This is a genomic window from Thiothrix lacustris DSM 21227 (assembly GCF_000621325.1).
Classification (GTDB): Bacteria; Pseudomonadota; Gammaproteobacteria; order Thiotrichales; family Thiotrichaceae; genus Thiothrix; species Thiothrix lacustris.
Map to the genome: position 1 here is coordinate 79,581 of NZ_JHYQ01000003.1, position 20,776 is coordinate 100,356.

Here is a 20,776-nt window from a genome sequence, read left to right on the forward strand (position 1 = left end):
AACTTTATGGCTTATCACTAGCTAGTGGGTGGATTTGAATGGCATCAAGCCAAATAGCACCCGCAAACACTTGATCATGCGCATAGGTGCTAGCAGCTTCCAAACGCAATAATTGTGTTTCACAGTTGCTGGGGGGGATGTCGAAGGCAACGCTTTGTGCAATCCAAGGCGTACTTTCCTTCAATACAGGGGATTCCGCTATAATCTGATTGTCTTCTGCACAGCGCATCCGCCATTGCAAGCCACCATCGGTACGGAATTGGTCTGCACGAACGCGTAAACTTAATTCATAGTGAGCCGGTTTTAACAGCAAACGTTGCCATAAGTGTTGAAACTTCACATGTTTGGAGTTGTTGAAACTGATTTTTAACGCCCGTTGGCCTTCCATGCCGAACGTCATATCCTGTTTCAGTTTGATTTGCGCATGGCGTTCAAAAAACCAGTCGAATCCAGTGTTATGTATTGCTCCTTCAAACCCACCATCATAAACCAGTTCCTGATAAGCGCTGGTTTCTTTGGGTAAACTACTTAGCCAAACCTTATGAGCCTCTACCCAACGTTTATCTTTCACCAGTCGGTTAATGTAGGCTGTCATTTCTCCCTGATTAATAGGGGTTGGAGAGGTTATGCGTAAGCTATACAAGTGCTCGAGTAAGCTAGGTGCAGTTTGTGCATCTCTTGCTAGGTAGTTAAAAAAGGCTCCCCACCATACAGGCGGTTTGCTTGCAAAGGCATCCACAAGCGAAGCAGTGGATGGATTGATAGCCATTGCCCGCATATGTGGAAACAAGGTGTTGCGTAATGATGGTTCGCGGATAAAAAGCATATCCCAAGCTTTCACCATTTCTGCGTTGTTACCAACCTTTGCCCAAAAAAAGGCTAATGGCAGATGTGTCTCAATTTCAGCAGTAACCAGTTGTGCTGCCAGCTGTGCCAACTGTTTAGCTTGGGCTTGTTGACCTTGTTGGAGGCGTATATCGGCCAGTCGCGCCATGGCTCTGCCACTGGTGATGTTGGCCGCTAACGCTTGTAAGGTATAAGTCTGATCTAGCGTTGAATCACCTAATTCTTGCGCTTGTTCAGCTAACTGAAACCAGTCATCACTGTCTAATGCTGCCCAGCTATCAGGGTGAATATCAATAATGAGCCGTCGAGTATCAATGAAATCACCAGCGCCCACATGTCCAATACCATAGCTGGTAATGAGGTATAAGGTTGGTACTGCCAGTAGCACTAACCCTAGGCGTCTGATGATCATCTGCATAGCGCTACCCTTATGCCTTGGTGTCTAAGGCTTTCTTATCGCCATAGCTGTAGTAGTAGTCATAGTTATAGTATGCACCGCCTGTATTACCTTTGGCTTTGGTCATGACAACACCAATGACATTGTTACGTGCCTGCCGCAAGCGTTGGAATGCAGCTTGGATAGGTCGTTTCCGAGACTGATTCCACGCAGCGACCAATAGAGTCGTATGGGTGCGATTACCAATAACCAAGGCATCCGCCAGACCTAAAACCGGTGGTGAATCGAGCATAATAATATCAAAGGTGCATTCTGGGCTATTAGCAAACGCTACAAGTTCAGCTAAGCGCTCACTGGAAAGCAGCTCAACAGGGTTCGGGGTAATAGGCCCGGAGGTAACGACATAGACTTCAGGAATAAAAGACGCTTGTGTAATACCCTCCAGATTTTCTTGCCCAATTAAATAATGGGATAGTCCTTTAGAATTATCCAGTTTGAAATGTTTGTGCAAGGTCGGCTTACGTAAATCTGCATCGATAAGCAAAACACGCTTACCCGCTTGTGCAAATGCTGTCGCTAAGTTTATCGTTGTACTGGTTTTGCCTTCGCTGGCATCGGTACTGGTCACATTTAAAACTTTAGGTGCACCATCACGTGTGGCAAACATTAAATTCGTGCGCAGTGAACGGAAAGCTTCTGCGACGGCTGACGTGGGTTTTTCAACGGTCAACAAGGCATAATTGTGTTGTTTAATTTCTTTGCCTGGAGTGGGAGCTACGCCCAATACAGGCATAGACAGGGCTTTTTCCAAGTCTTCAGAACTCTTGATGCGATCATCAATGAACTCCAACATAAAGGCGATGACCATACCAAGAAATAATCCTAACACTGCTCCAAGCGCCAAATTAAGGCGGACGTTTGGCTTTTGGACCGCATAAGGTACCAGTGCGCTATCAACAATCGAAATATTGTTGGTATTGGCTAATCCCGCAACATTAACCTGTTTTACACGTTGTAATAAGCCTTCGTATAATTGGCGGTTGGTTTCCACTTCACGTTGTAAAGTATTGTAACCAATGCTTTTATCTTGGCTATTGAGTAATTCAGCCTTGTATTTTTCGACCTCCGCAGACAGTTGTGTTTCTTTCTGTTTAGCTGCAAGGTAATCTGACTGTAATGCGCTTGAAGCAGTAGTGTTTTCTAAAGAAGATTCGCGGCGTATTTCCTGATCCAACTCGCCGATTTGTTCGCGTAATTGCTGCATCAATGGATAGTCAGGCTTGTAAATTTGCAGTTTTTCTTGATAGTCACCTTGCAGTTTGGCCTTGGTGGTTTTAAGTTGCTGTATGACAGCACTGCCTTGAACACGCCCGAGGCTTTTGCTGGATTGCGCTTGTTTGAAATCACTTTCTGCGGCAATACGATTCTTTTCTGCTTCTGTTAGTGCTTCACTTAACCCTTGAAGTTTTTGTGCCACTAAGCTGGCTTTGTCACTGCTGGTATTGTAAATCGATTTATCCTTAGCATATTGGACTAAGTTACCTTCTGATTCTTCTAGTTTGCTTTTGGTCTGCGCTAGCTGTTCTTCCAAGAACTTTCTGGCGTATTCTGTTGAGTTTGAACGGCGTTCCAAATTCATTTGAATAAAATTTTCTGCCAACGAGTTAGCAATCAATGCTGCCATCTCAGGGTCAGCATCATCATATTGAACCGTGACAATTTTGGAGTTTTTGACAGGTGAAACGGTTACATTATTCAAGAATAACTGCGACAAAGGAACCGTGCCACGTTTTGAGGCCATAGTAACCTCACTATCTTCTGCATTTGTTTCATCAGGTGCTGCATCATTGCTCGCTGGCTTAAACCAGTTTTTAATAGAGTGTAATGTATCAGTATAAAAAGGTGCTTTAAGTTCTTCACCCTTTAGCCTTGATTCTAAGCCAGCTTTATTGATAACCCTATCCGCTAAGTTACGGCTCTTTAGAATCTCATATTGTGTTTGGTAAAAGTCTTTATTATCAACCGGACGTTGAGAGCCAGCCTCGACGTCATAGTCCAGTACGCGCTGCTCCTCCGTGTTGATTTCTAAGGTCACAGCAGCGCGGTAAATAGGGGTCATACTCAGCGTTACCAGTAAGGATAACAATGACACTACCATGAAAATCAATAGAATAGTGCCCTTACGGCGCTTGATGACTGACCATAGTTCACGTAGGTCAATTTCGTCATCGTTACCATCATCCTGCCGAGGATGGTTATCAAACTGTGTTGTGACTAGCGCTCGCTGTTGTACAGGAACAAGCCCTCTATTGTGTTGTAGCTCTTCTGGCTCAGAATAAATATTTCTATGTGTCATGGTAAAATCCGGCTATTTTATCTTGTTATCTAAGGATAGTGTTGAGGGTAGATAATGGACTTAATAAGGTTGCCGTTTCACGTAACCAATAACGACTATCGGAGCGATGCACGATGACCCTGTCATCACCACGCAAATAAGGGTCACGCATTGTACCCGCACGAATTGCATTTAAATCTAAGTGATATGCTTTGGTTTTTTCGCCAATGCGACGAAATAAGACAATTTTTTTGTCATCCGCTAATGAAGATAAGCCCTCACCTAATGCGACCGATTGCAATAAGGTGACAGAGCCTGTAATGGGGTATACGCCCGGTTTTTTGACTTCACCTTCAATCGTAATGCGTTGATTGGTGAAGTTTTCCATGAACACGGTTATTTGTGGGTTTTGCAGGTATTTTTGGCCTAATAACACTTTAAGTTGATTTTCAACTTCAATCGGGCTTGATCCAGCAACGGTTAAAGCGCCAATGAGCGGTAGTGAGATTTGTCCATTGGTGTCCACGCGTACCTTGCCGGAGAGTTCATCGGCCTGAAAGACTTTAATATCCAACATATCGCCAGCGGCAATGGTGGCTTGTTCTAGTGATGCACTGTAATCAAGTTCATTCACGTTGGCGAATATACTGCTATCACTCAGCGTTGTTGCGCCGGTACTATTTGGGGCAGTGCCGGTTGTACTACAAGCGGATATTCCTGCTACACCTGACAATGTAACGACGGATAGGAACGTTTTCATTATGTATTTATGTGCGTTCATTAGCTCTCTTTAACCCTTTATCTGTGTTGTATCAAGGCTCAGCGTTTTAATTTTCCCTGTTCTTCAGTGAAACAGGCGATTAAGCCAACTTTTCTTAACCGATGTCCGTGTGACTGGAGCCGCTGGTTCTTTGTTTAATCCACTGGGTATTGGCAAAGCATCAGGTGCGGCATTGTCCAATATGGCTTGTGGGCGGTCTTGTACCATGCGCATCACTTCTGTTTCATCACCCAAAAGCTGAATCGCTGCTGTTACGCCATGCGACATCGTCGGCGGGCGATGCTCGATACTGTGCGCATCCGATGCAATCAGGTGTACGACACCGTCTAAGAGCAGACGTTCAGCTCTTTTTTTGGCAGATGGCCCAAAGTTGCCGGTGATTGCCCCGGCGGTAATTTGAATCCAAGCACCCATACGAGCCGCTTGAATGAAGTCTTCATAATGCTCATCTAACCAGCGCAGCCGTTCAGGGTGCGTGATGACGGGTACATAGCCCGCATTCAAAAAATTTTCGATTTGTTCCAGAAAATGCGGTACCGGCACATGGTGAGAAGGTTCTAATAAGAAATAACGTGAGCCATGTAGCGTTGGGATTCTGCCTTGCTTCAAGCCTTCCATGACTTCCGGCACCATGTGGACATCCGCACCCATCACCAGTGTTAACGGGATCTGATGGGTATCCAACGCTGCTTGTAATGCACTCATGGCCGGTGCAATCGTGCTGGTAGAGTTGGCGTAGACACCCGGGTATATATGTGGTGTACAGGCCAAATGGGTCGTGCCGTCCGCGACGGCCAGACGTGCCATTGCCAGCGACGTTTCCAGATCTTGGGAACCGTCGCAAAGCGCTGGTAATATATGGCTGTGTAAATCTATCATGCGCCCAGTATAAAGTATTTTTGGGCTAATGCGTGTGAGATCGGTCACACCCTTGATTTATTTATGTGCCAACTTTTTTGACAGGCAAGGGGATCACCGTGGCAGAGGGCGGTATATGCAGTGGCATTTTGTTGACATAGCCTTGCACGTTTTCACTGAGCAAGCGGTAGATCATGGGCAGATTGCGCTGTTCACAGGCTTGCCGTAGTTCATTTAAGACCGTTTCTAACTCATTCCACAGCAGGAAGTTTTCCTGAGCCTTCAAGATGCGGGGGTGAGCGGTACGTTCTGCATCACTATCGATTAATAGTTCTTCATACAATTTTTCACCGGGGCGTAGGCCAGTGAATTCGATAGCAATATCGCCTTGAGGGTTGGCGGCATCGCGTACTTGTAAGCCAGACAGGCGGATCATGCGTTTGGCAAGATCAAGAATCTTGACCGGTTCACCCATGTCTAGCAGGAATACTTCACCACCTTCTGCCATGGCACCGGCTTGTATGACGAGTTGAGCGGCCTCAGGGATCGTCATGAAATAACGGATAATATCTGGATGCGTGACGGTAATCGGCCCGCCTTCTTGAATTTGGCGGCGGAACAGGGGAACAACTGAGCCGGAAGAGCCGAGTACATTGCCAAAGCGCACCATGCAGAAGGTTGTCTTGCCTGACAGTTGGCTGAAACCTTGCAATACCAATTCACACATACGTTTGCTGGCGCCCATGACATTGGTGGGGCGCACGGCTTTGTCGGTGGAAATCAGCACGAAACGTTCTACTCCAGCATTGAGTGCTGCTTGAGCGGTGTGGAAAGTACCAAAGGTGTTGTTACGGATGCCTTCAATTGGGTTGCATTCTACCATCGGCACGTGTTTGTAAGCCGCCGCGTGGTAAAGGGTTTGAATGCGGCAGCTACGCAGGATTTCTTCTACACGTTGGCGGTCTTGCACCGAGCCGAGTACTGGAATGAGGGGGAAGTCTAGGTTTTCATGCGCCATGTATTCCTGTAATTCACGCTCAATTTGGTAGAGTGCGAATTCAGATGATTCAAACAACACCAGTTTGGTCGGTGCTAAGCGGATGATTTGACGGCATAGTTCCGAGCCGATAGAGCCGCCCGCCCCGGTTACCATCACGCTTTTATGTTGGATATTCGCATGTAGCAGGTTGGTTTCTGGCGCAATGGGGAGGCGACCTAGTAATTCTTCAATGCCAATTTCACGAAGATTGCCGATGCTGCTATTGCCTGATACCAGATCATTTAGGCTGGGGATGCTACGAACATGCACCGGCAATTTTTCCAAATGGTCAACAATAGCACGACGATGTTCAAGACTGGCTGAGGGCATTGCCAGCAGTACCTGTTGCAGGTCATATTTTTCGATTAACAAGGGCAGGGTTAGCGGTGAGTGGACTTTCATGCCATTGAGAATAGTGCCCTGAAGGGTGATCTCATCATCCAAATACAACACGGGGATATATTCTTGCCCACGGTTAAGGATGCCAGCGAGTTGTCTGCCAGATTCGCCAGCGCCATAAATGGCTACACAGATTTTATGGTGGTGTGCATCCATCAACAAGCGGTAGTAGCGGCTGGCTAGATAGCGACTGCCACCCACTAAAATAAAGGCGGTAAAACCGTAGATGGGGAAAAATGATTTAGGAATGCCTTGCCCATCGAGCAGCAGTACAACAGCGGATAGGAGTAAAGTCGAGAGCATTGCCCCGGTAAATACCGCCTGTATGGCTTGCCCGCCGATGTAGCGGACAATGGCACGGTAAAGTCCCAGTTTGATAAAGATGGGGATGCTTAAGAGGGGGGCGAGCAGTAACAACCAGATGCCATCATGTAGCTCAGGTGTCCATGTGCCTAAACGTAATGCGAATGCTGCCCAAACGGCAAAAGGTAGCAGGCACATATCAGTGGCCAGCATGACTAGACGTTTTTGCCAGCGTTCTAACCTAAAAAAATAGGTGTAAGGTGAGTTGTTTGTTTTCATGTACCACTCCGAGGGGGTATTTATCAGTACACAACAGCGAGGAGAAATGTCCTCGCGTAGTGTGCTCTCGCAAGTCTTTTTGTTGCTTTGTTCGTTGTGGGAACAAGGCATAAGACCCCTCTATCATGTCAGTATTGTTTAGTGACGGGAGTGATTATAAATCCTGTTTATTGATTGGTCAGTGATAGGTGTCACATGTATGTTGATGTTTTAAGCAATTGCTAGTTGCATGATTTCTTTCAGTGCGTCACAGGTTTGGTGGATGTGGGTATTGTTCAAGGTGGGGTGCACAAGGAACATCAAGCTGGTTTCACCCAGTTCCTTGGCGATGGGCAGGCGTTCGGCAGGTTGCCAGCTCGTGTTATCGAAAGCTTTTTCCAGATAGACTTCGGAGCAGGAGCCAGAGAAGCAGGGGATACCACGCTGATTGAGTTCCGCCATGATGCGGTCACGATTCCAGTCGGGTTTAAGAAGGGTGGGTTCGACGAAGACGTAGCATTTGTAAGCGGCGTGACCAATGTGTGAGGGTTGGGTGGGGACACGTAAACCGGGAAGTTGTTGGGCGGTTTGCCAGATGGCAGTGGCATTGTGGCGGCGTTGGGTTGTCCACTCGCTCATGCGTTTGAGTTGGATACGCCCGATGACGGCTTGCATTTCCAGCATACGCCAGTTGGTGCCGAAGCTGTCGTGTAGCCAACGGAAGCCAGGTGGGTGTTCACGTTCGTAGACGGCTTCCCAGCTTTTGCCGTGGTCTTTATAGCTCCACATGTTTGCCCAGAGTTCACGGTCGTTGGTGGTGACCATGCCGCCTTCACCGCCAGTGGTCATGATTTTGTCTTGGCAGAATGACCATGCAGCAACGTGACCAATACTGCCGAGCATCCGCCCTTTGTAGGTTGCGCCGTGGACTTGGGCACAGTCCTCGATGACATAGAGATTGTGTTGCTCTGCCAGTTGCATGATCTCGTCCATGTCGCAAGGCCAGCCCGCTAGATGCACGCAGATGATGGCGCGGGTGCGGGGGGTGATCATGGGGGTGATGGTAGCGGCAGTGATGTTCTGGCTGTCGCGGTCTACGTCGGCAAACACGGGGGTTGCCCCAGCGGTGATGATGCAAGAAACGGAGGCGAGGAAAGTACGGGAGGTGACAATGACTTCATCACCTGCATTAATGTTTAGGGCTTTTAGGGCGACATCTAGTGCTACCGTGCCGTTTGCCAGTGCTACGGCGTATTCTGTGCCACACCATGTGGCGAATTCTTTTTCAAACTCGCGGCATTCTTGACCTGTCCAATAGTTGACTTTGTTGGACAGGAGAGTTTGGGAGACAGCAGTGGCTTCTTCTTCAGTGAAGGATGGCCATGAGGGAAAAGGTGTGTTTAGCATGATGGTAAGTCAGTTTGTATTGTAGAAATATCAATGATTAGTACTTGAAAAAGCCCTGTTTTGTCTTTCGACCAAGAAAATTAGCTCTTACCATTTTTCTTAAAAGAGCATGTGGTCGATATTTAGGGTCTCCGGTTTCCTTAAATAATGTTTCCATAATTGAAAGATTCACATCATTGCCGATAAAATCTGCAAGAGCTAGGGGACCCATAGGGTGATGTGCTCCTAGTTTCATTGCCTTATCTATGTCTTCGGCACTAGCTACACCTTCAGCAAGAATAGTGATGGCCTCATTTATCATCGGAATCAGCATTCTGTTTACGATGAACCCAGGACTTTCATTAACAAGGACTGATTCTTTGCCTAGTTTTCTTGAAAATTCCAACGCTTCATTGAGTGTTTCTTTGTCTGTAGTGAATCCAACAATAATTTCATTTAGTTCCATTATTGTTGCAGGATTGAAGAAGTGTATTCCGATAACTTTGCTGGGGATTTTGTATGCAGTTGATAATTCGGTTATGCTGAGTGAGGATGTATTAGATGCGATGATTGAGTCATCATTTGTATATTCAGATATTTCAGCAAGCAGACTCTTCTTTTTTTCAATATTTTCTGTTATTGCTTCAATAATTAAATTACTATTCCTTAATAGAGTGTAGTCATATGAGAAAGTAAATCTATCATGGAAGCTATCTATTAATATGGGGGGGAGTTTTTTCTTCTTGATTTGTTTATTTAGAAAGGATTCAATTGTTGATTGTGATGCTTCAATTTTATCTTTTCGGGTGATTATCTGTATATGGTTCACTGTTTCAGTGCTTGCAAGCAGTTGAGCTATGCTAAGTCCCATTGTACCTGATCCAATTATACTAACTTTGTAGTTCATGCCTAAATCTCCTCCATGTCTTTCAGTGGTTTTGCAGGTATTCCTGCATATATTTTAAATGATGGGATATTTTTTGTTAAAACAGAACCCATTCCAAGCATAGAGCCACGGCCTATAGATACACCTTGTCTTATTGATGATCCTGTTCCTACCTCTGTAAAATCTTCAAGCGTGACATTACCTGAAATAGCAACAATCGGTGCTATTGTTGAGAAATCACCAATATTAACTTCGTGGCCCACTGTAGAGTTAATGTTGATTATGCAGTGTTTGCCTATATTTATGTTTACAGTCATAATGCAGCCTGCACATATCAATGTTCCTTCGCCAATATTTATATGACTAGATTTTATAACGCTAGGATGCACTAATGTTGCAAATTTAGGTGTGCCTGTACGCTCCATGTTTTTTATGACTTTATTGCGTGTGCGTGGCGAACCTATTGCAACTATCAGATGATTCTCTGAAAATTTTGCCCAGTTATCGACTATTCCCAATACAGGTTTTCCCAACACAGTAGTCCCTTGTTTCTCAAGTGAGTCATCTAAAAATCCAATCACTTGGTGACCGCAATCTTCCGCAAGCCATGCTGCTTCCAAAGCAAAGCCACTGGCTCCAACTATAATGATATTCATTAGATTTTTATGACCTTGACTTTTTGGATGGATTTCTTCTTTCTTTCCCTTTTTTCGGCAGTGATCACGAGTGAAAATCCATATGGTTATTGATTGATGAGTTTTTTACTAAAGTAGAAAATTTATATAGAAAACAGGGAAATTAATTTCCGATTGATCAAAAGTTTAGATGATTCTATTTATTATAGACTGTTATGTGCCTATTCAGTTAAGCGTAGCAGAGGTTGATGATCCAGTGAATTTAGGCATGGTGGCTTCACCTGCTGCGCTGATGCCTTCGCGCACGAGAACTTTTTTGGCTGTTAGTGCCAAAATTTTCATATCGAGCCAGAAGGATTGATTATCTACATACCAAGTATCAAGTTTGAATTTTTGATCCCATGAAATCGCGTTGCGTCCATTGACCTGTGCCCACCCCGTAATGCCAGGGCGTGCTTGGTGACGACGCGCCTGTTCTGTGGTGTAGCGTGGTAAATATTCCATCAGTAAAGGACGGGGACCGACTAAGCTCATATCGCCCTTGAGTACGTTCCAGAGTCCGGGAAGTTCGTCTAAGCTACTGGCACGGAGGAATTTGCCGAATTTGGTTAAGCGTATGGAGTCGGGTAGCAGTTCGCCGTTAGCGTTACGGGCATCGGTCATGGTACGGAATTTGAACATGCGAAAGGGTTTTCCGTTCAGGCCAGGGCGAATTTGGGAGAACAGAATGGGGGAGCCGAGCTTACGGCTGACCAGTAGTGCTGTTACCAACAGAATTGGACTGAGTATGATTAATAAACATAAGGCAGTGATAAAGTCGGTTGTACGTTTCATGAGAAGTTCCCCTGTTTTTTCTATAAGTCCCATTATATTATTTTTTTTGATAAAAAGTTGTGATGGGGATCACGTTTCATTTAACCCCATTATTTTTAATATTTCGGCGTTGACTTTGTGTACGTCGTACTTTTCTTCAGCTAGCTCTCGGCTACGTTTACCCATGCATTCCCATTGATCGCGGTTTTCGATAAACCAAATCATGCGTTCCGCCAGCGTTTCGGCGTCAGCTTTGGGAACTAGGTAGCCGTTTTCACCAGAGATGACAGTTTCGCGGCAGCCGGGAACATCGGTAGTGAGGATCGGACGACCTGTTGCCATGGCTTCTAGTACGGTGCGGGGCATTCCTTCGTGATAGGAGGGTAAGACGTAGATGTGGCAGTTTTGCAGGTAAGGGCGTACATCACTGGTTGAGTCGAGGTATTCCAACCAGCCTTGTTGATGCCAGTGTTGTACTTCGCTGAGGGGGATGCCATCGGGTGAGGGGTCTTCTGGCCCTAGTAGTTGGAAGGTGGTTTCTGGGTAGCGGGCTTTGACGATTTGGGCGGCTTGGGCGTATTCGCGGAAGCCTTTTTCGCCTAATAAACGCCCGATGGTGAGAAAAACAGGCGGGTTATTAGGCAAGGGGGTGTGAGTGTAGCGGCTAATGTCTACGCCCGAACCGTTGACTAACGCGCATTTGGCGGCTGGTACAATGCCACGTTGAACAAATTCGTTGAGGTTATCGGGGTTTTGAAAAATCACCCGTTCGGCACGTTTTAAGGCGGTGCGGTAGAGGAATGTGACTAGCTTCACTAGCAGTTTGCGCTTGAATGTTTCCCCTTGGAAGGCAAAGCCAAGCCCGGTGATCAGGGCGTAAAAGCGTGTATTAGAGAGAATACGGCTTGCCAGCCCACCCCAAATCACCGGTTTAATGGTGTAGGCGAGAATGACATCGGGTTGCAGTTCTTGGAATGTTTGGCGTAGGGATTGCCATGTTTTGAAATCTGCCAGTGGGTTTAGGCTATTGCGTTGTACGGGGTAAGCGCGGAAATTTGCGCCCCATGTGGCTAGTTGTTCAGTTACTTTGGATTGTGTTTCTGAAGCCATACCAGTCACTTGGTAATTGGCTTTGCGTAGGGATTGGATGAGTGAGCCACGGAAGTTGATGAGGGATTCGGGCAGCGCACCGATAATAATAAAGTTTTTCATTAATTTTTCTAGGTTTTTTGAAAGTCAATAAAGTTTTTGACGATGCGATATTTTCCACTTTTTTCTTTTGGGATTTCATCAACAGTAGCTAAATTAATTTTTATTTTATTGCCGATGCGATCAATTATGTTTTTTACGAAGGTTTCTTGGTCAAGCTCTGTGAAATTATTGTTTTTTACAATCTCTACAAAAATTTCTTCAGGTTTATATTGCTTTATTTGAAAGTACTCAATCCCGTTAACATCTTTTGTACAGTTGCTAATATTCCCTAGATTAACACGCCCTCTCTCTTGACTCCAAATGAAATCATTATTTCTACCAATAATACTTTGTACAACTGGAAAATGAGAATCACAAGGACATTGGTAATTTTCAGGTGCTAGTTTGATAGTATCTCCTACTTGGTAGCGAATGAGAGGCGTTCCATGTGTGTGAAAAGATGTCACGACTAGATTACCCTCTAATGAAGGATTATTGTTTTCGTCAAGGACTTCGAAAATACCAGTATAAGGGTGTATATGAAGATTTCCTTTTTGGCATTGTAGAATAAATGGAGCACCTTCTGATGAGGCATATTGATCTACTATTTCGCAACCCAGAACTGACTTTATTGTCGATTTTTGTTCATCTAACATGTTTTCTGCTGTAGGAAAAAAAACTTTAACATGTCCTCTATATGATAGCCCATTCTGTTTTGCGAAGTTACACAGTTCATATAAGCTGGAAGGAAATCCTACAATATACTCAGGAGAAAATTTAGTGAAGCTATTCCAATAAATAGAAAAATTCTTAGATGAAATGTAAAACGTGGAAAAGAATCTTATGTTGTTTATCCAATCATCACGATAACAATTACCATTTTTAATGTCTTTGTCTCGCACAATATTTTTTCCGCTAAACCATGCAGTTTTTTTCCCAAGTTTGTAGCCAAATCTTGCTCTGAAACTATCTAAGATGGCTTGTCTCTCTATTATATCATCATTGGTGTATATTACTTTCATGGAAGTACCAGTTGTTCCTCCTGTGAGGCTAATACTTCCTTGTTTCTCTGATATGGTTGCTATTTTATCTAAATTATTAACTATGTCAGATTTTTCAAGAAATGGAAAATTTTCTAACGGTTGATTCTTGAAATTGCCATACCAAGCAGATTTTGATGTTGCGTAGTCTAAAAAATCTGTTTTTATCTTAATAATTTCTTTATTTATTTGTTCTTTTGTTTTATTTTCGATGTTTGAATAGTGGTTGAATAGCGTCTTGTATTTCCCATTATGCCTTTTTCTATAAAGATAGTTGTTATAAATTGTTATTGCAATGTTTTGTATAAAAACGGGTGATTTTTCTAAAATAGCTTTCTTAATATTCATGATTAGCAGGGTTTATTTGAGGTTAAGGTTTTTTAATTTAATGATTTAAACGCAGTCTTTTACTCATCCGAATTGCTAGTACTACAAATATTACTAGTATCCAGAATTCACGTTTTCGAAGATGATATGTATAAGCCCAACCAACAACAAGCCCCATGATTAATGGAGTAATTGTGTATAGAAAGCTTGACCATGGATTCAGTTGTTTAAAACGAGATTCAGTATATATTCTTAGAAAAAATACACCCATAAAAAACAAATAAGCTACCGTGCCGACAATGCCACTATAAGCTAAAATCCCTAAATAAGTAGAATGTATTTCATGATTCTGATATATGTCTCTAACATTGTCTAATCCTACTCCAAGCAGTGGTTTGTCTGAAAGTGCATCAAAAGAAGAACGAATATTTTCAGCTAGAAAACCTTCTGTAAAATCTTCTACAGCATCATTGTTAAACTTGTACTCGGAGCGCCATTTCATGCCGGGAACTTCTTCCATCGCCCATTGAAATAGAAAATAACCCGGCGTTGCTATCAAAAAGAAACTTATTGTGAGTATTACAGATAACTTTTTGTCACGTGCTGAATTAGAAAAGAACATGAATAATAGCAAAAGAGCCAAGCCTGTTATAGCAGCCAAAATGCTTGCTCTTTTAAAAGTGAAGACCAAAGCAAATCCGATTATTATTAATGCTATTATATAAATGAGGTTGCGTGGAATAACCTGCCCCATAAGTAACGCTAAAATAATTGCAAAATGAACTCCGAAAAAATGACCGGCTTGACCAGTGTTGCGAAAAGGACCTTGTAGACCACCTAGGTTTCTGCTACTAATAAGACCAGGTAGAATGAGAAAATCAATAAGGCATATCAGCGCTAGAAAGCCAATTATGATCACATAACCTTGCATAAAACGCTTAAGCCATATATCAGAGAGACTTGTTAAAAGGTTGACGATTGCAATTGATCCGATAAAGCCAAAAAACACTACAGTCAACTCAAGAATAGCACGATCAGGATAGATCGCCTGAATCGAGCCGATAAGAAAAATGGTAAGTAGTGGTAATATTGCTATATGAATCCTTGAGATAACTAACTGTTTATTGGCTATAATGATTTGCAGTGATATTAAAATTATACCTGCCAACATCAAGTCAGCAGGTTTTATACGATTGCCAGATTCAGTTTCAAGAAAAGCTGTAGCAAAGATGTAAGACAGAATTAGCCCAATAATAAGAAAGTTTTTCATACCTTCTCTGTGATTCCTGGCGTAGTAACAGACATCATGGCCTCATACAACTTCATTGCCTGATGTTCGCGTGAAAATTGCAGGATTTCTGTGAGTTCAGGTGAAAACCATTTCGGTGTACCTGCAATTCGCTCTACAAGTGCAGAACTTATCTTTGTCGGATCATTTTCAGTACACATGCCTACTTTTGTTTGATCCAGCACTCGACCAATCGCCGACTCTCGGCGGCTTCCAAGGCTTAGAATAGGTATGCCAGTTGCCATATATTCAAATATTTTGCCAGTTAGAACGCCGTATGCTTCTGGTAATGGGCTTTCCAATAGAAGAAGTAAGTCAGCTTGATATTGTGCTGTAATAGCATCTTCACGCGATACATGTCCATGCAATTTAATAATATGATTAAAGCGTCCCGAAGCCATGATTGGTTCGATACCTTCAACTTGTCCTCCATATATATTTAGGTGAATAGAACCACGAGCTATGATGCTTTGATTTTCGAGACTTACAATAACTTCAAGTAACGGCGACGGATCACGATAGCCCGGATAAATTTTACCTGTGTACACTATATTCATAGGTAGGACTACGGCTTGCAGTGGCTTATTGATATTTTCACAGATGGCTTCAACATCTATATCAAAACCGTTAGCTATAGTTAGCCAAGGTTTGTTTACGAAACGACCTTGCTGCTCTGCAAGTTCTTCAGAGACACTGCATACTAGATCAGCATATGCACCAACAGTAGATAACTCATGTTTAATAGATGCTTTTTTCTTTGCTTCAGACTGAAAGGTCATATGATTGAGGCTCCACAGATCACGATAATCAGCAATCCAAACTAAATCTGGATTTATCTGTTTCATTTCGGCTGCAATCTGATGTACCATCCAAGGATCATAGGTGCTAACAATATACCCACACTCTTGTGCTAATTTTGGAATTAGTGGTTTTACCGCTTGAAGCCATCCTTCGCGAGGATTTTTTAGTCCAATTAACTTGGCATTACGAAGTTTGTTATAAATCCATCGTACCGGTGCTTTTAATGGACTTGAAAAAGTAGCCTGGGCGAGAGTGTTCATTCCATTACGGTAATCAATTTCCAAAACTTCCACTTTGGGTAGGTAGGGAAGGGTAAGGTCAAGTGGTGCATCGTAAGCATATTTTCGTGCGGTTATTACACGTACTTGTGCGCCTGCCTCGCTCCAGTACTTTGCCCAACTATAAGGGCGGTGTGCCGCAATTGAATTTCGTGGCGGCCACGCAAAACTGATGATTGTAATTCTTGGACTACTCATTGCAGAAAACCAATTATAAGTTTTCCAGTATTGCCTGACCCGTAGAGTTCAGTCCTTTCTGACTGTGCTTTAACGGCAAATGCTTGGCTAATTCGTTTAATATTAGCTCCGACGAGAGTATTCCACCCACTATCCACCAGCTCCACCCATTCCGTTTCATCTCGTGTCGTCACACATGGTTTACCAAAGAAATACGCTTCTTTCTGCAAGCCACCACTATCCGTCACCACCAGTTTGCAATGCTCCAACAACCAGACCATTTGCAGGTAGCTAATCGGTTCAAGCAGGGCAATATTGCGGGTATCGTAATTACCTTGGGCAAGCAGTTTACGAGTACGCGGATGTAGGGGGAGAATGACAGGAGTTTCTGCCGCGACTTCATTTAATGCACCGATAATATTAGATAAACGCTCCGGGTTATCGGTGTTTTCAGCACGGTGGATGGTGGAGAGGATGAAGCCGCTGTCGTGCTGGATTCCTGCTGGGCGTTGTGCCTTGTTGCGGTAGTACAGGGCTGCGTCATACATCACATCGCCGACTTGCTGCACTTTCTCGCCCGTGATGCCTTCATTGGCAAGGTTACGAGTGGCAGTGTCGGTGGGGGTGAACAGCAAGCTGCTTACATGGTCAGTGAGGATGCGGTTGAGTTCTTCCGGCATAGTGCGGTTGAAAGAGCGTAGCCCCGCTTCGACATGGGCAACTGGGATATGCAGTTTAGCGGCGGCTAATGCTCCGGCTAATGTGGAGTCAGTGTCACCATACACCAGTACCCAATCGGGTTTGTCGCCCAGCAAGACGGTTTCGATGGCTTCTAACATGCGCCCGGTGTTTTGTCCGTGTGTGCCGCCACCAATACCGAGGTGATGGTCAGGGCGGGGGATATCGAGTTCGTCAAAGAATACATCCGACATATTGGCATCGTAATGTTGCCCTGTATGGATGATGGTTTCCTGCACGTCAGGGCGATGCTCACGGAAAGCCCGTGAGACAACGGCGGCTTTGACGAATTGGGGACGTGCGCCAATGATGGTGGTGATTTTCATCTAATAAACCCTTATAAGCTTTGCTGGATTACCCGCAATAACAGAATTCTTTTGTGTAAAACTTTTCGTAACAATAGAACCAGCACCTACTATTGCGCCATCAGCCAGTTCAACGCCCGGCAAAATTACAACATTAGCTCCTAACCATACATCTGAGCCTATAATAATAGGCTTAGACTCAGCCGATTTTCCTCTGGATAAGAAGTCATGATTTGAGCTTATGATTTTAATTCCCGGAGCAAATAAAAAATTTTCGCCAATTTTGATTCCATTAACCGCCTGTATGTATATACCGCCACTTACAGCAAAAGATAGTTTAGTGCTTTTATCTGTATGTAAGGATATGTTTTTAAAAGAAACTACGCGGGATGTGAAGTTGACAGGGATTGGTATGTCACCATTAACTCTAAGTATTCTTTGAAAAATAAAGTTGATTATAGATATGCCCAAAGGAGTTCTGATGAAAGAGCTTTTTTCATAAAACTTCATAAGCACAGTGCTTTTGTTGAAGATGGGCAATAGGATTTTTTTTATTTGCTTTCTCATTTCTATAGGTTGCTCTTTGATAACTTAAAAGAGTAAATGATATATGCGATATATGTCAGGGAAAATGTTACTGAAATAAAAATAACAACGTCTTCCGCAGATTTAAAAAATATAACTGAAGCAAGAGAGCATATTAGAAATGTGAAATTCCCTAATACATTAATTTCTTGTTTTTCTTTTAAGTATAAGAAGTAGCTTAGTGGGCTGGCAATAAATCTGATGTAAAACATAGGAGCTAATATGATGGCGTATTCACCAGCGACTTGCCATTCACTTCCGAATATGAAGGAAAATAGCTCTTCGCCAATGAACATGAACAGTACTAATGGAGGTAAACCTATAGAGAACAAAAAGACAAACATTTTTTTGTAGTATCTTTTTAAATCATTTTCAGTAGTCTTCGGATCAGTTAGCTTTTGCTTATACACATCAGTTAATGACGTACTAATCAGTGATAGCGGTGCTTGTAGTACTCTCAATACCAAAAAATAGAAACCTGCACTTGATAAACCATAAAAGATGGGAAATAGTATATTCTGTATTTGGTATGAAGACACATTGGCTAATGCTGCTCCCGTATCAAATATTGGAAATTTTTTATAACGTTTTGCCAAAGAAATTTGTTTATCTTTTCTGATGTCTATGAAGCTTGATGAATCTTTTTTGAAAGTGTTTAATGCAAGAAAAGATGCTGATGTGAACTTCCCAATGAGATCGCCAAAAATCAGAAATATTCCACTGCCAGAAATAAAGCCACCACCAATGTGAGCAATCGACATAGTTGTGCTTTGATAAATTCGATTCTTTGCCAGCGTTTTATATTGCTTCTTTCTATTATTCCAGTAGTTTAGCGTTTGGTATATTCCTGTCAAAAAAATTGTTACTGGAAGTAAAAGAAGCCATGCCTCAATTTCTGGTTTTTCGAGTGCAGAAGCAATCTTGTCACTAGTGAAAAAAATTAGTAGTAAAGTTAATAAGCTGATGATAACAGTGATAGTGAGGGATAATACTACTAAGTTAGCGGCATCATCATCATCTGCTGGCAACATAATGGCTTGCTCATAACGTCCTGTCACAATAACAGAAAGAATAGCGGCTAAACCCATGTACAAAGCAAATAATCCAAATTCTTCGGGGCTATACAGTCTTGTCAAAATAGGAGATATAGCTATGGGTATAGCTTGTGCAATAACAGTGCCTGTCATAAGCGTAACTACATTACGCCCAAACTCACTTTTTGGGAGAAAACGCTTCACAGTTTTTGTAGCGTCTGGTAAACACTAAACTGCTGGGCTTGCGTCAAATCAGCCCCCATCGGCAAACTCATCACCCGCCGCGCTCTATCCTTCGCAATCGGCGTACAATCCGCACAACACAAATGCTGATAAGCAGGCTGCTCATTCAACGGCACGGGATAATGCACCGCTGTCGGAATCCCAGCCTCCTTAAACCGCGCTTCCACCTCACTACGCTGCTCCACCAGCACCGTATACTGCGCAAACACACTTGTCCGATCATCTCGCTGCTGCACCCGCTGAATCCCAGCCTCATCCATCAACTGATTATACCGCTGCCCCAGCGCAATCCGCTGCTCCACTTCCCAATCAAACCGCTCCAGTTTCGCCAGCACAATTGCACATTGCAGCGTATCCATTCGCCCACCGACACCCACACGGGTATGGTAATAACGCCGACTCTGCCCATGAATCCGAATCTCCCGACAAGCGTGGTAAATAGCGTCATCATCGGTAAAAATCGCCCCACCATCCCCATAACATCCCAACGGCTTGCTAGGGAAAAAGCTAGTACAACCAATCGTAGAAAGATGACAACTCTTCTTACCCTTATACGTCGCCCCGAAACTCTGCGCCGCATCCTCAATCACCGGCAAGTTATACTTCGCCGCAATCGCATTAATCTCATCCATATCCGCCGGTTGCCCATACAAGCTAACTGGCATAATCGCCTTAGTCCGTTCGGTAATTTTAGCTTCAATCAAACGCGCATCAATATTACAAGTATCCGGCTCAATATCCACAAACACTGGCTTTGCACCCAACAACACAATCACCTCAGCCGTCGCCACAAAGGTAAACGGTGTGGTAATCACCTCATCCCCCGCACCAATCCCCAACGCCATCAAGCTAATCAACAACGCTTCCGTGCCACTCGCCACCGTAATGCAATGCTTCGCACCTGTATAAGCGGCGAGCTTCGCCTCCAACAGATCCACTTCCTTACCCATAATGTAAGTGCCATGATGCAACACTCGATGGATATTCTGCTCCAACTGCGGTCGGATCGCGTTCTGCTGGGTTTTCAGGTCGATGAATTCAAACTTGGGCGTGCTAGGGTTTTGCAAGCTTTGCTCAATAAAGGCTTCAGGGCTAAGCGTTTTGTTTGGGTGAGCTTCCAGCAATGGCTCATCACGGGTCAATAGCTTGATTGTTCCCGGTGCGAATCGGTCTAGCGCACGGATGAGTTGCTCATCTTCAGGATCATCTGCCGCAAATACATTACCTTCGCCTGCTAATGCAGCCAACCATTGTTTGTCCGCCGCAAAGGTTGCCAACAAAGCTAAACACTTGGCGTGGAGTTGCCGTTTGCTAAGTTGAGTTTCATTAGCTTCCTGGTCACGGCGTAGCGTACTGTATAAATTGTATTCCAAGGTTTGGACAGAACCGGTATACAGCCATAGTTTACCACCTTGTTGTTGGCACAGTGCCAACGCATCGCGGGCGCTAGTGTAAAAAGGTTGCCGCTTGGCACAAATGTCCAATGCAATATTAACATCAATTAACAAATCCATAGCTTAGTTCCAGCTCCTGATCTCATCACGTAGTGAAAAAGCCTCAATGCGTTCTAATTGCTTTGCGGTGAGCGACGGCAAATCCGCATCATTAGGAAGAGGAGCATTACGTATCTGATCCAGTTTTTCCTCCATCACCAGCGCGAGTGCTAACACTTCAGGTGGTAGCTGGTAGGTAGGTTGCGGCTGGTAAGGTGTATCCTTGATGACTGCTTCATCAGGAACTTGTACCACAAGCGGGATACGCCCTGATCTTAATTTGACAGGTAAAATGAACTCTAACCTGCCCTGATGGTAAATAGCTTCAACTTGCATGGCA

The 20,776-nt window shown here is 43.9% G+C and carries 18 protein-coding genes; all 18 read right to left on the minus strand.

Features of this window, described 5'->3' with window-relative positions; genetic code table 11:
- Positions 1 to 4 precede the first annotated feature (4 nt).
- Positions 5 to 1,264, minus strand: coding sequence for a hypothetical protein (locus Q394_RS0103050; protein ID WP_028487982.1), 1,260 nt, complete (start codon positions 1,262 to 1,264; stop codon positions 5 to 7).
- Positions 1,265 to 1,274: 10 nt separating this feature from the next.
- Positions 1,275 to 3,599 (minus strand): GumC family protein, encoded by a 2,325-nt coding sequence (locus Q394_RS18915; RefSeq protein ID WP_051542682.1) that lies wholly within the window; start codon positions 3,597 to 3,599, stop codon positions 1,275 to 1,277.
- 25 nt (positions 3,600 to 3,624) lie between these two features.
- Complete coding sequence (locus tag Q394_RS0103060; protein ID WP_028487983.1) at positions 3,625 to 4,359, minus strand: polysaccharide biosynthesis/export family protein; 735 nt, start codon at positions 4,357 to 4,359, stop codon at positions 3,625 to 3,627.
- Between the two features lie 63 nt (positions 4,360 to 4,422).
- On the minus strand, positions 4,423 to 5,238 hold the full coding sequence (locus Q394_RS0103065; protein WP_028487984.1) for a tyrosine-protein phosphatase: 816 nt from the start codon (positions 5,236 to 5,238) through the stop codon (positions 4,423 to 4,425).
- 61 nt (positions 5,239 to 5,299) lie between these two features.
- A complete protein-coding gene (locus Q394_RS18920) occupies positions 5,300 to 7,237 on the minus strand; it encodes a polysaccharide biosynthesis protein (protein ID WP_051542685.1) in 1,938 nt (645 codons plus the stop codon).
- A gap of 210 nt (positions 7,238 to 7,447) precedes the next feature.
- Positions 7,448 to 8,623 carry a DegT/DnrJ/EryC1/StrS family aminotransferase gene (locus Q394_RS0103075; RefSeq protein ID WP_028487985.1) on the minus strand — a complete coding sequence of 392 codons (1,176 nt, stop codon included), beginning with the start codon at positions 8,621 to 8,623 and terminating at the stop codon, positions 7,448 to 7,450.
- A 37-nt stretch (positions 8,624 to 8,660) separates the two neighbouring features.
- Positions 8,661 to 9,509, minus strand: coding sequence for a 3-hydroxyacyl-CoA dehydrogenase family protein (locus Q394_RS0103080; RefSeq protein ID WP_028487986.1), 849 nt, complete (start codon positions 9,507 to 9,509; stop codon positions 8,661 to 8,663).
- 2 nt (positions 9,510 to 9,511) lie between these two features.
- Positions 9,512 to 10,144, minus strand: coding sequence for an acetyltransferase (locus tag Q394_RS0103085; RefSeq protein ID WP_028487987.1), 633 nt, complete (start codon positions 10,142 to 10,144; stop codon positions 9,512 to 9,514).
- Positions 10,145 to 10,348: 204 nt separating this feature from the next.
- The gene (locus tag Q394_RS0103090) at positions 10,349 to 10,957 is read right to left on the minus strand and encodes a sugar transferase (RefSeq protein WP_028487988.1); all 609 of its coding nucleotides are present in this window, start codon (positions 10,955 to 10,957) and stop codon (positions 10,349 to 10,351) included.
- A 69-nt stretch (positions 10,958 to 11,026) separates the two neighbouring features.
- Positions 11,027 to 12,148 carry a glycosyltransferase family 4 protein gene (locus Q394_RS0103095; protein ID WP_028487989.1) on the minus strand — a complete coding sequence of 374 codons (1,122 nt, stop codon included), beginning with the start codon at positions 12,146 to 12,148 and terminating at the stop codon, positions 11,027 to 11,029.
- Between the two features lie 8 nt (positions 12,149 to 12,156).
- A complete protein-coding gene (locus Q394_RS0103100) occupies positions 12,157 to 13,515 on the minus strand; it encodes a phenylacetate--CoA ligase family protein (RefSeq protein ID WP_028487990.1) in 1,359 nt (452 codons plus the stop codon).
- Between the two features lie 37 nt (positions 13,516 to 13,552).
- Complete coding sequence (locus Q394_RS0103105) at positions 13,553 to 14,764, minus strand: O-antigen ligase family protein (RefSeq protein ID WP_028487991.1); 1,212 nt, start codon at positions 14,762 to 14,764, stop codon at positions 13,553 to 13,555.
- Positions 14,761 to 16,059, minus strand: a complete 1,299-nt coding sequence (locus tag Q394_RS0103110; protein ID WP_028487992.1) for a glycosyltransferase family protein — start codon at positions 16,057 to 16,059, stop codon at positions 14,761 to 14,763. Before Q394_RS0103110 ends, Q394_RS0103105 begins: the two co-directional genes overlap by 4 nt.
- The gene (wecB, locus tag Q394_RS0103115; RefSeq protein WP_028487993.1) at positions 16,056 to 17,102 is read right to left on the minus strand and encodes a non-hydrolyzing UDP-N-acetylglucosamine 2-epimerase; all 1,047 of its coding nucleotides are present in this window, start codon (positions 17,100 to 17,102) and stop codon (positions 16,056 to 16,058) included. The genes Q394_RS0103110 and wecB overlap by 4 nt, the downstream gene beginning before the upstream one ends.
- Complete coding sequence (locus tag Q394_RS0103120) at positions 17,103 to 17,648, minus strand: DapH/DapD/GlmU-related protein (RefSeq protein ID WP_084260327.1); 546 nt, start codon at positions 17,646 to 17,648, stop codon at positions 17,103 to 17,105.
- 2 nt (positions 17,649 to 17,650) lie between these two features.
- Entirely contained in the window at positions 17,651 to 18,904 is a 1,254-nt protein-coding gene (locus Q394_RS0103125; RefSeq protein WP_028487995.1) for a lipopolysaccharide biosynthesis protein, read from the minus strand.
- On the minus strand, positions 18,901 to 20,457 hold the full coding sequence (locus tag Q394_RS0103130; protein WP_084260328.1) for a DegT/DnrJ/EryC1/StrS family aminotransferase: 1,557 nt from the start codon (positions 20,455 to 20,457) through the stop codon (positions 18,901 to 18,903). The genes Q394_RS0103125 and Q394_RS0103130 overlap by 4 nt, the downstream gene beginning before the upstream one ends.
- Positions 20,458 to 20,460: 3 nt before the next feature.
- A complete protein-coding gene (locus Q394_RS0103135) occupies positions 20,461 to 20,772 on the minus strand; it encodes a hypothetical protein (RefSeq protein ID WP_028487997.1) in 312 nt (103 codons plus the stop codon).
- Between the last annotated feature and the right edge of the window lie 4 nt (positions 20,773 to 20,776).